The sequence below is a fragment of the Haloarcula halophila genome (genome assembly GCF_029278565.1).
GTDB lineage: Archaea > Halobacteriota > Halobacteria > Halobacteriales > Haloarculaceae > Haloarcula > Haloarcula halophila.
On the sequence record NZ_CP119560.1, the window covers coordinates 82,071 to 92,632 of the forward strand.

Annotated in this window: 11 protein-coding genes; 6 read left to right on the forward strand and 5 right to left on the reverse strand. The window is 55.7% G+C overall.

All coding sequences use genetic code 11. From position 1 onward, the window contains the following. Positions 1–3: 3 nt before the first annotated feature. The gene (gene sufB, locus P0204_RS16410; protein ID WP_276223746.1) at positions 4–1,434 is read right to left on the reverse strand and encodes a Fe-S cluster assembly protein SufB; all 1,431 of its coding nucleotides are present in this window, start codon (positions 1,432–1,434) and stop codon (positions 4–6) included. Between the two features lie 329 nt (positions 1,435–1,763). Here sufB and P0204_RS16415 point away from each other — a divergent pair, with 329 nt between their 5' ends. The 3 genes from P0204_RS16415 (at position 1,764) to P0204_RS16420 (ending at position 3,353) form a co-directional block, all read left to right on the forward strand. Further along, on the forward strand, positions 1,764–2,756 hold the full coding sequence (locus tag P0204_RS16415) for a transcription initiation factor IIB (RefSeq protein ID WP_379802039.1): 993 nt from the start codon (positions 1,764–1,766) through the stop codon (positions 2,754–2,756). Continuing rightward, the gene (locus P0204_RS21265; RefSeq protein WP_465260854.1) at positions 2,753–2,902 is read left to right on the forward strand and encodes a DUF8106 domain-containing protein; all 150 of its coding nucleotides are present in this window, start codon (positions 2,753–2,755) and stop codon (positions 2,900–2,902) included. The genes P0204_RS16415 and P0204_RS21265 overlap by 4 nt, the downstream gene beginning before the upstream one ends. A 61-nt stretch (positions 2,903–2,963) precedes the next feature. Continuing rightward, positions 2,964–3,353 carry a DUF2237 family protein gene (locus P0204_RS16420; RefSeq protein WP_276223748.1) on the forward strand — a complete coding sequence of 130 codons (390 nt, stop codon included), beginning with the start codon at positions 2,964–2,966 and terminating at the stop codon, positions 3,351–3,353. A 131-nt stretch (positions 3,354–3,484) separates the two neighbouring features. Here P0204_RS16420 and P0204_RS16425 read toward each other — a convergent pair whose 3' ends face one another. Further along, complete coding sequence (locus P0204_RS16425) at positions 3,485–3,838, reverse strand: 4a-hydroxytetrahydrobiopterin dehydratase (protein ID WP_276223749.1); 354 nt, start codon at positions 3,836–3,838, stop codon at positions 3,485–3,487. Between the two features lie 559 nt (positions 3,839–4,397). On the opposite strand from P0204_RS16425, the gene P0204_RS16430 reads away from it, so the two are divergent. Both P0204_RS16430 and P0204_RS16435 read left to right on the forward strand, forming a co-directional pair. After that, the gene (locus tag P0204_RS16430; RefSeq protein WP_276223750.1) at positions 4,398–6,092 is read left to right on the forward strand and encodes a histidine kinase N-terminal 7TM domain-containing protein; all 1,695 of its coding nucleotides are present in this window, start codon (positions 4,398–4,400) and stop codon (positions 6,090–6,092) included. A gap of 250 nt (positions 6,093–6,342) precedes the next feature. Further along, positions 6,343–6,555 (forward strand): hypothetical protein, encoded by a 213-nt coding sequence (locus P0204_RS16435; protein ID WP_276223752.1) that lies wholly within the window; start codon positions 6,343–6,345, stop codon positions 6,553–6,555. A gap of 363 nt (positions 6,556–6,918) precedes the next feature. Here P0204_RS16435 and P0204_RS16440 read toward each other — a convergent pair whose 3' ends face one another. Together P0204_RS16440 and P0204_RS16445 are read right to left on the reverse strand one after the other, a co-directional pair. Continuing rightward, the gene (locus tag P0204_RS16440) at positions 6,919–7,347 is read right to left on the reverse strand and encodes an Lrp/AsnC family transcriptional regulator (protein ID WP_276223754.1); all 429 of its coding nucleotides are present in this window, start codon (positions 7,345–7,347) and stop codon (positions 6,919–6,921) included. 48 nt (positions 7,348–7,395) lie between these two features. Then, entirely contained in the window at positions 7,396–7,758 is a 363-nt protein-coding gene (locus tag P0204_RS16445) for a HesB/IscA family protein (protein ID WP_276223756.1), read from the reverse strand. 335 nt (positions 7,759–8,093) lie between these two features. Between P0204_RS16445 and P0204_RS16450 the strand changes: the two genes are divergently transcribed. Beyond that, positions 8,094–9,770, forward strand: a complete 1,677-nt coding sequence (locus P0204_RS16450; protein ID WP_276223758.1) for a transposase — start codon at positions 8,094–8,096, stop codon at positions 9,768–9,770. A 377-nt stretch (positions 9,771–10,147) separates the two neighbouring features. Here P0204_RS16450 and P0204_RS16455 read toward each other — a convergent pair whose 3' ends face one another. Next, entirely contained in the window at positions 10,148–10,543 is a 396-nt protein-coding gene (locus P0204_RS16455) for a hypothetical protein (protein ID WP_276223759.1), read from the reverse strand. Positions 10,544–10,562: the final 19 nt, after the last annotated feature.

The window sequence follows — 10,562 nt, forward strand, 5'->3', positions numbered from 1 at the left end:
TCACTACCCGAGCGATCCCTCCATCTCGAGTTCGATGAGTCGGTTCATTTCGACCGCGTACTCGATGGGCAGTTCCTCCGTGAGCGGCTCGATGAACCCCGCGACGATCATCTGCTTTGCGTCGTCGTCGTCCAGCCCACGTGATTCGAGGTAGAAGACGTCCTCGTCGCCGATCTTCCCGACTGTGGCCTCGTGGGCCACGTCGACCTTGCTCTCCTGAATCTCCATGTACGGCATCGTGTCCGACGTTGACTCGTTGTCGAACATCAGGGCGTCACACTCGACGGAGGTGGAGGCGTTCTCGGCGCCGTCGGCGATGTGGACGAGGCCGCGGTAGTTGGTGCGGCCGCCGTCTTTCGAAATGGACTTGGACTCGATAGTCGACTTCGTGTCAGGCGCGTTGTGGTAGACCTTCGCGCCGGTGTCGATGTTCTGTCCTTCGCCAGCCATGGCGATGGTGATGTGGTTGTCCGTCGCGCCCGGACCCTTGAGGATGGTCGACGGGTACAACATCGTGGCTTTCGAGCCCATCGACCCCGACACCCACTCCATCGTGGCGTCCTTTTCGGCGATGGCGCGTTTGGTGTTGAGGTTGTAGGTGTTTTTGGACCAGTTCTGCACGGTCGAGTACTGGACGTGCGCGTTCTCCTTGACGAACACCTCGACGCCACCGCTGTGCAGATTGAACGCCGAGTACTTCGGCGCCGAACAGCCCTCGATGTAGTGTACTTCGGAGTTCTCCTCGGCGACGATGAGCGTGTGTTCGAACTGGCCCATCCCCTCGGAATTCATCCGGAAGTACGCCTGGACGGGCATGTCGACGTTCGTGTCCTCGGGGACGTAGACGAACGAGCCGCCCGACCAGATCGCGCCGTGGAGCGCCGCGAACTTGTTGTCGCTCGGTGGCACGGCCTTGGTCATGAAGTACTCCTTGACGATGTCTTCATGCTCCTGGACGGCCTTGTCCATGTCACAGAAGATGACGCCCTTGTCCTCCCAGCGCTCTTGCATGTTCTGGTAAACGATCTCGGACTCATACTGGGCGCCGACGCCCGATAGGGCGTTCTTCTCCGCCTCGGGAATGCCCAGTTTGTCGAAGGTGTCCTGAATCTCCTCGGGAAGGTCTTCCCAGTTCTCGGCGCCGCCGCGCGTCTCGATGTCCGGGCGAATGTAGGGGACGATCTCGTCGATGTCGACTTCCGAGAGGTCCGGCTGACCGGGCCAGTCGGTCGGCATCGGCATCTCCTGGAACTGCTTCAGTGCTCGCAGCCGGCGCTGGAGCATCCACTCGGGCTCGTCTTTGTCTTCCGAGATCAGGCGGATGGTCTCCTCGGTGAGCCCTTTCTCAGCCTCGAAGGCCGACTTCTCCTCCTTCTTGAACTCGAAGCGAGCTTCGGTATCGGTGTCCTGAAGATGGTCTTGTTCTGAACTCATGAACTTACGTTGAGACTCTGGCCCCATAAGTTTGATTCATAACTATCTTTGATAGCGCTCTAAGCAAACAATCTCTCAAACTACAATTTTGAGTATTCAAATTGGTAATCGATTTTTGCGATATAAAAACTTACTATCGCACAGATTCAAAAGCGGCATATGGTATCATTATCCACCGCTCGTCAGTCCAGGAAGCAGTCTGATAGCCGACCTCCGCTCAGAGTCGGTATACCCAGCCCGTATGGTACTTTTCGGAGTTGCCGGGTTTGGGATATCCGCTTGTCCCGCCGGCAGCGACGCTCCCGCTCTGGTATCGGGGGGAGCTGAACGTGACTGAGTCATTTACTACGCCAAGGGTGCGCGAAGAAGGCTCTCCCGAGGAACACGGTGAGACGGCCGAAGAAGAGCAGAATGACCTGTCGGCCAAAACGTGTCCGGAGTGCAGTGGAAGCATCGTTCACGACGAGGCACAAGCCGAAACCCACTGTCAAGACTGTGGTCGCGTACTCGAATCAGATCAGATTGACCGCGGACCTGAATGGCGTGCGTTCGATTCGCGCGAAAAGAATGACAAGTCGCGGGTCGGAGCCCCCCAAACCCAGCAATTACACGATGGCGGCCTGTCGACGGTTATCGACTGGCGAGACGAAGACGCGTATGGACGGTCGCTCTCGTCTCGTCAGCGAAAGAAAATGCGACGTCTTCGGAAATGGGACGAGCGGTTCCGGACGAAAAACGACCGAGAACGGAATCTAAAGCATGCGCTGGGAGAGATCAATCGGATGGCCTCCGCGCTTGGATGTCCCGATCCGATCAGGGAAACGACGAGTGTGTTGTACCGACAGGCACTGGAAGAGGACATGCTCCGGGGGCGCTCGATCGAAGGAATGGCAACGGCAGCCCTCTACGCCGGGTCTCGTCTGGAGAATGCACCCCGGACACTCGATGAAGTTGCTGCTGTGAGTCGTGTCGATAAAATCGAGATCGAGCGTGCCTATCGCTATCTGGCAGACGAGCTGGAGTTGGAAGTGGCCCCGACGAATCCTGAAGCATACATTGCTCGGTTCGCTTCCGAGCTGGGATGTCCCGACGAAACGGAGCACCGAAGTCGGGAACTGACTCAAGCCGCGGTCGAGGCGGGCGTTCACAGTGGGCGAAACCCTGTCGGGATTGCAGCATCAGCGCTATATGCAGCTGCCAAACTCACAAACCAAGACGTCATCCAGGACGATCTGGCCGAAATCGCTAACGTGAGCAAGGTCACGATTCGGAACCGGTACACGGAAATTCTTGAAGCGGCAGACGAGGTGTCAAGTGGGTGAATAGATCTAAGCGGAAAGCAGTCCTCTTCTGTTCGTCATGTGGGCACGAAAGCCCCATTGAATGCGATTGGAACGTTCCTTCTGATGGTGGCCAGTACCGGATCGAATGCCCAAACTGTGGATTTCGACTATCCGCCTCTAGCTAGATGGATCATAGAAACAATCATAGACGGGGAGGCTTTTCACAATGGATTATGCTCTATCGGTATGCCCGAACGAAATGTCCTTGGCGAGGAACTTGCCACCTGTAGCACTGATCCAAGGACTGGTTTCACCCGCGATGGCTGCTGTGGAACTCATCCCAACAGTCGAGGCAGACACGAGCTTTGTTCGGTCATGACCGACGAATTTCTGTCGTTCAGTAAAGAACAGGGCAACGACCTTGTGACGCCGCGTCCGGAGTTGGAATTTCCCGGGCTCGACCCCGGTGATCGCTGGTATCTCTGTCTCGGACGGTGGATTGAGGCGCTTGAAGCCACGCAAGCCAAACGTCTCCCGGAGACGACCGTCCCACCCGTAGTTCTCGAAGCAACCAATGAGGCAGTGTTGGAGTCCGTGGATCTGGAGACGCTCGAAAGCCACTCCTACGACGCGTGAGCGTCCAACGGACATGAGATCGTGCGATTATACACGGTAACTTCGACTGCTCCCGCTTCGGAGTTCCTCCTCAATGGTGTGATGACCGTTCTACGACACCCTGTCTCGTGAGTATTTGTAATTGGTGCAGGCTACTCTGGAGCGTATTCTTCGTGAATCCGATCCATGCGCGCCGCCATTACGAAGTCAGTCTTGTGCAGTCCGTCGATTTTGTGCGTCCACATTTCGACTCGCACCTCGCCCCATTGAAGCGAGATATCTGGGTGATGCCACTCTTGTTCAGCAAGTTCCCCGATCTCGTACGTGAACTCGAGTGCATCGCGGAAATCTTCGAACGGATACTCCCCCTCAAGATGATGGTCATTAACGACTTCCCAGACATCATCGTCGATTTCAGTTAGGTACTCGGCGTACTCTGCCTCTGTGAGCGGTTCGTCCTCTGATGTACAGGCCTCACATGCTTCGTCGGCAAGTGATGATGCCATGCCCATACGTTCGACGCGCTCGATACTTGTGTGTTCGTTCTTCGGTCCCACTACGCTACAGAAGATCGATCTCACCAGATATCTCAGAGCGTTCCAACCCTGCTGAGAACTCTACCGAAGTCCGGAGGAAAAACACTCGAACACGCTGTCGAAGCCACTCTCTGAATCAACAATGTGCTCGAGAAGAGCGTTCGTCAAATCCGGGGTTGATCCCGATGTTTTAGATTGACGGGGCACAGTCAACGAGCGATCGAAGTCAGGGGTTCTGTTCCCCGGGTCCGAACCTTAGGAATGTAGGCGGGTGTGGAAGCACTAGCCGACAACCGATGATAGAGTAGCGCTAATCGACCTTCTCCTCGAAAACTGGACGGGCTCTTGCCTAATCTGGTGAAATAATCATAGAGTGCGTGATATTGGTACTGAGTAGCGTGCAAGATATAGAGCGTCGTGCAGTATGGGAGTCGGAATTATTCTGTCTCGATTGGACTGAATACGCTGCTCGATTTATTTACCGATACTTCAATAACACTCATAGTATCATATCTACATAGACTGACTAATGGCTGGTCAGTGGACACTCTTTTTTATTCCACTCCTCGCAGGTGCCGGGATTCTGTTCAGTCTCGCTGCCCTTGCGTTCAAGAACAGTGACACACGTGGCGCGACGCCGCTGGGAGGGTATCTCGTTGCAACGGGCCTGTACAACGTTTTCTACGCGCTGCAACTGTGGACTACGACTCCCGAAGGGAGTCTCTTCTGGTCACAGATGCAACTGCCGATGTGGAGCTCGGCTGCCGTGTTCGGCCTCCTCTTCGGGATCGAATACACGAACCGAGAAACGTGGCTCCGTCGCTCCCGTGCTGGCGCGCTGTTCATTCCCCCAGCCATCGCAACCGTCCTCTACTTTCTCCAGCCCGAGCTATTTTTCGCAAACGTACGCATGCGAGAGGAACTGTCACTCGTGGTTATGGCCGCCGACAAACAGACTGCCTGGTGGCTCATCATCGCGTACGGCTACGGTGTTGTTCTGCTCGGGGCGGCACTCATCAGTCTTCGATTCTTCCGTTCGATTCGCGTCGGTCAGTTTCGCGGGCAGGCACTGTTACTCGTGGTCGGGTTCGCAGCCACGATCGGGGCTAATGCACTCCAGAACAGTCTCGGTTTCCAAGTGTCATTTGCGTCGCTCGGCTTCGCCGTGACTGGAATCATCGTGTACCTGGCAGTCTTCAGGTTTGGACTGTTTACTTCGGTGCCCGTCGCCAGGCGGAAAGTCTTGGGAGACATGGCAGATGGGTTTCTCGTGGTCGATACAGGGAACCAGATTATCGACGCGAACCAGCAGGCGAGGGAAATATTCGGCGGTAGACCAGTCATCGATGAACCGATCGAAGCGGTCTATCCAGCGTACGAACAGGAGCGAGCCCAGGAAAACAGCCAGTCGAGTCACGAATACCGCCGACGCGTTGGCGACCGTGATCGATTCTTCGATGTTCAGGTCTCTCCAGTATCTGGCATCGGTGGACGTGTTGATGCTCACGTCGTCCGTTTCAGCGATATCACCGAGCGCAAAGAGCGCGAGCGGGAACTGGAAGCGACGAAACGTAAGCTCGAACGGTCCAACGAGAAACTTGACCAGTTTGCCGGCATGGTGAGTCACGATTTACGGAACCCACTGAATGTGATCATGGGTCGGGCAGAACTCCTTCGAGCAGAGGCACCAGTCGAACACGTCGAACCAATCGAGCGCAACGTCGAACGGATGGAGACGATGATCGACGACTTGCTGACGCTGGCCCGAGCGGGTGAAAGCGTCGATGACCCCGAACCCATCCCACTGGCGAACGTCGTCGCCGACAGCTGGGCGGCCGTCAGTAGCGACGATGTCGAACTCGACATGGATATTCCGGACGACGAGGTTGTGGAGGCGGATGATGACCGCCTCCGACACGTCTTCGAGAATCTCTTTCGCAATGCCATCGAACACAACGACTCACCAGTCACGATTCGTGTGGGGACGCTCTCGGATGAGGGGGAATCTGTGTCGAGATTTTATATTTCGGACGACGGTACCGGAATCCCAAAATCGGATCGTGAGCAAGTGTTCGAGCACGGCTATACGACGAACACTGACGGAACGGGCTTCGGTCTCTCGATCGTCGAGGAAATCGTTGAGGCCCACGGGTGGAATATCTCGGTCGGCGAGAGTGACGCGGGCGGTGCCCGCTTCGACGTTCACACGACTGGCCAGAGCTAAATTTGGTTTCTCCACCTTCGTCGATGTGCGAAATCAAGTGAGGTTCGACTTCGGCTCGTGTTTTTCAATCAAATATTGCATCGGCCCGTTTCGCACTCGAAAGTCGGTCTCAGTTCCGTGCGGGATACGCGCGTTGTATGCAGCAGCGTCTTCAACGCCTCATCACTATCTGTCAGTAGCTGCGGGACCGATACAGAAGATGGAGAGTTGATTCAGCAAAGTTTAGTAAATCTCTCCGCATAGCATCTTTATGGGCGAAACTACACTTGACACGGTTGACGAATTACTGGAAGGTGCTTTTGATGATGTGGACGACCCGGACGTACGATATAAACTCCGGAGTGCTCGACAACTTGTCCAGGTGGTTAAACAGCGTCACGATACTCTTGATGAAGCCATCGACGAAGCCGTTGATGATGAGGCAATTATGAACAATCTCCGTGACCTCGGCTATATCGAATAGTCCGTTATCATCACGGCAACGCACGGGACAATCTATTCCAAATAAACTGTTTGCTGACTATGCGCGTTCTATTCACCACGAGCGATTTTGACACAAATCAGAGAGTACTGTTTCACTGAGTTTGGTAAGAGCCACTGGACGAACTCCCGTATTACGTCTGCAACCTCCTCCCCCGAGTCGACACGTTCCGAGTCGTGGGCCGTGACATCGATGGTGCTATCACGCCTTCAAACCGGAACGTCACCCGGTACACGGCGTATCATCGGGTTGATAGCAAATTCGGATCTGCGCGGTACCGCTGTCGTGGGGTAGATCTCGGTACGGCCACCTTCGCCGTATTCCCACTATCCACGTTGAACCGTCTTATTTGAGCCGTTCTTGAAGAACAGCCGGGCAAGCCGTGGTCACGCCCTGAATGGAGAGGATCTGATCGCTAACGATCTTATTCAGCTCGGTACTTCCTGTCGCCTCGAGTTCGGCCATCAACATGTGGTCCCCGGTCGCGGTATATAACGCAGTCAGCGAGTCGAGATCCCTGAGTTCACTCGTCGCCTCGACGTACTGGTCGCTCTCGACGTCAATTCCCACCATCGCAATGCTCTGGTGGTTGACTTTCTTTGGATCGATTTCGACAGTGTAACCGACGATAGCGCCTTCTTCCTCGAGTTTCTCGATATACTTCCGGGCAGTAGGTCGCGCGACGCCAGCCTGGTCGGCGATCTCTCCGAGAGAAGCTTTCGGATCCTCTTTGAGAATGGAGAGCAGACGATGCTCGAGTTCCTCAGCGTCCATTGTATCTGATTTTATATGAAGCGGAGATCATCGTGCTGGCAGTCGTGTTCAGGTGCGGAAAGATTCGCCACAGCCACACTCCGAAACGATGTTGGGATTTTCAACATCAAAGCCTGCGCCTTGGAGACCCGTCTCATACTCAACGACACTCCCCGCAATATATTGGATACTCGCGGGATCAACGAACACTCGCAGGCCGTGGTGCTCGTAGACGATATCATCTTCGTCAGGACTCGTATCGAACCGCATACCATATGATAGACCCGCGCATCCTCCTTGCTGGACGAACAGCCGAAGTCCTGCCGTGTCAGTGTCCAAGCTTTCTTCCTCTAAGAGAGCGAGAGCCTTATTCGAGGCAGCTTCTGAAACTTCGATTTCAGGTTGTTCACTCTCCTGGGCCGTCGTACTCATACGTTGAGTTGATTGGGCCAGGGTGTTAACCATGACGCTCAAAACTGTGACGTAGAGTTAAGGCTCGAAATTGTCGAGAGGCAGCTATACGCGTGGCCTCAGAGCGGTAGATTCCGCTGAAGACTGCCAGCGCCGGACATCATAGAAATCGATCGTCGGACCGAGTTGACCGGATCATGGGCCGTGAGGCGACAAGCCACCCTATTTCAATGTGATATCCGGCACATCGAATCGGGGGACGAACGCAGACACAGAGGATGCCTTGTAATAGTCGTCTTCAGAATCTCATGACGATTGGGACGGATTCTTGAGCGCGTGTTGCTCAGTATCCCGTAGTGTGTTCGACTCCTGTGTCTCGCCGAACCGTCTTTCGACGGATCGCCCAACGACAATACGGTGAGTGGCCGGCGTATAATTCGACACCGCTGTACGATCGAACGTCACTCGCCGGACTGGAATCCGATATCCGGACAGTCTCAGAGACGTGGTTCGATCACGATAGTCACGACTCCGTGGAGGGGTTCGTCTGTGCACTCCCGCTAGCCTACTTCCGGTTCAGCGCCCACGATCGATATGCGGGGCCGACACGCTACCAGATGGCCACTCTCTTCCGGGTGTTCGTCCTGCAAGAATGCCACGGGTGGGAACACGAAACCGCACTCGTCGACTATCTCGGGAATCGTCCTGACCTCTGCGAGCAACTGGGTTTCGGGACGATCCCGGACCAGTCGACACTGTGGCGAAGCTGGCACGAGCGGTTCACCCCTGACCTCCGAGAGACAGTGGAGACAGCCGCTCGAACGATCCTCATCAAAGCCCAGAATGCAGGTGTCGGGGTTCCGCGTGAACCGACACGAAAGCTCCGATACCACGGGAACGAGTCTGGTGAGTCAGACCCGGACAATCAAACTACGTTGGAGCAGGCAGAGAAGGTCACCGACCACGTCAGCCGCGTCGTCTTCCCGGCATTTTCGCTGGATCGTGGGGACGGCTGCGAGATCCACGAGAACGCCTACTGGGACTTACAGACGTATCTGGGGCTTCGCGAGCGGCTGGCTGCTAACGAGGGCGCTCGTAGCTTCACCTACGAGTCAACTCGAAACCGGACGCCGTTAGGTCACGCCCATCGCGAGCAGATTCGTAATCTCTCGGTATCAGAGACTCGCGAGATGTACCGACAGGCCGTCAACACGCTCCTGAGCGAAGTCGAGGAGACAGAGGAGTTCTTCCGAGCCGGAATCATCGCCATCGATATCACCGAGGCCAACCCCTTCACCGGTGATAGAACGGGCCACGAAGACGAAATCATCGGGACGAAGGAGAAGACCGACGAGTACGCCTACCAATGGGCGACAGTCCAGTTGGTCGGCAACGCTATCCCACTCGTGCTTGATGCCCGCCCGGTACGGAAAGGCGAGTCACGCAAGGAGATTGTCGGGGATTTGCTGGATTCAGCTGAAGAGCTCGTCCACGTCGATAACGTGCTGATGGACCGAGAGTTCGATAGTCAGCACGTCCTGGAGATGCTTAGCCAGCGTGGCTTGTCGTATGTCGTGCCGAAGCGGATGCAGACCAGCGAGAAAGCCCAAGCCAAGCGATTACTCCAGCGGGACCAAGGCCGGTATGAAACCGACCGGAAGCTCCATCTGGGCAAGAACGAGTGGCACGAAACGACGCTGGTCTACCGCCGAGATGAAGACTCCAAGCACGACGATCACCGGCAGTACTCGGTGTTAATAACGAATTGCGGGAGTGGGCACCTCACGGAGTATGTCTATCGCTGGGAGATCGAGAGTGGGTACAGGTCGATTAAACGGTTCATGGCAGCGACGACGTCGAAGGATTTCGGGCTTCGATTCTTCTACTTCGCGTTTGCGTGTCTTCTGTACTCGATCTGGCGCGCTGTTGATCTGCTCGTGCAGGTTGAGTTAACTGGTGAGTACGAACATTCGCCGATCGTAACAGCCGACAATACGCTGACACTGCTGAAGAAGGAGACTGGAATCGGGTAGAGAGACACACTGTCTAGGTTAGCGCGCCGTCTGAGTGGCTACACTGTTGGAAGTCGCGAAAATTCGCCCATACGATTGGGAATATGACAGGAATGGTCGCTTGGGGAGTGATTTGAGGTGGTTTGCGCTGACTGAATCGGCCAAATTCACGCATCAAAGCCCCGCTAAATCCGGTGTAGTCTCAACTTCAGGAGTTGCACTTTCTGTATAGCGTTATATAGTTTATAGACCTGGATTTCAGTTCTTCGGGCGGCGTAGCGGGTGTTTTCAGGGGTTCTTACTATTCCCCGTGTTACTGCACATTACTGCGATAATGTGCTGTGGATTGGAGGGGGATGCCGCCCTCGGGGAACCACGACTGCTGTAACCTGACGCTGTCAGGCTTCGACCCACTCGCTACTGAGCTCGTACCGCGTGACATCCTCGGTGTCGATAGTGAGGGGGAACTCCAGGGACGTCGACTCCCCGACGTCGACCGGCTGGACCAGTTGTCTACCGGCCTCGTGGAGCGTCTCGCCGGCATCATCCAGAAACGTACAGGTGATGTTCGGGACTTGGCCGTCCGGTGTGATCTGTTCGTCGCCGCCGTTCTCTGCGGTAACGTCGACGTAGACGCGGGTTCCGGAGGGCGTCGCCTGCGTCGTGTACTCGTGAGAGAAGACCAGGGGCGTCTCGTTCGACGCCACCTGGCCGTCGATCCGTGACCCGGAGCAACCGGCCAGCAGTGTCCCCGTTCCTGCTCCCAGCGTCCCGAGGAACCTCCGTCGGTGCATATTTCGGTTGGAGCGAGGT

What these genes read in the sequence shown, in the direction of transcription:
- P0204_RS16445 (WP_276223756.1), bottom strand. Translation starts at nt 7,758, where the DNA reads ATGAGTACGACGGCCCAGGAGAGTGAACAACCTGAAATCGAAGTTTCA.
- P0204_RS16435 (WP_276223752.1), top strand. Translation starts at nt 6,343, where the DNA reads ATGGGCGAAACTACACTTGACACGGTTGACGAATTACTGGAAGGTGCT.
- P0204_RS16425 (WP_276223749.1), bottom strand. Translation starts at nt 3,838, where the DNA reads ATGGCATCATCACTTGCCGACGAAGCATGTGAGGCCTGTACATCAGAG.
- P0204_RS16430 (WP_276223750.1), top strand. Translation starts at nt 4,398, where the DNA reads ATGGCTGGTCAGTGGACACTCTTTTTTATTCCACTCCTCGCAGGTGCC.
- P0204_RS16440 (WP_276223754.1), bottom strand. Translation starts at nt 7,347, where the DNA reads ATGGACGCTGAGGAACTCGAGCATCGTCTGCTCTCCATTCTCAAAGAG.
- sufB (WP_276223746.1), bottom strand. Translation starts at nt 1,434, where the DNA reads ATGAGTTCAGAACAAGACCATCTTCAGGACACCGATACCGAAGCTCGC.
- P0204_RS16420 (WP_276223748.1), top strand. Translation starts at nt 2,964, where the DNA reads ATGCCCGAACGAAATGTCCTTGGCGAGGAACTTGCCACCTGTAGCACT.
- P0204_RS16455 (WP_276223759.1), bottom strand. Translation starts at nt 10,543, where the DNA reads ATGCACCGACGGAGGTTCCTCGGGACGCTGGGAGCAGGAACGGGGACA.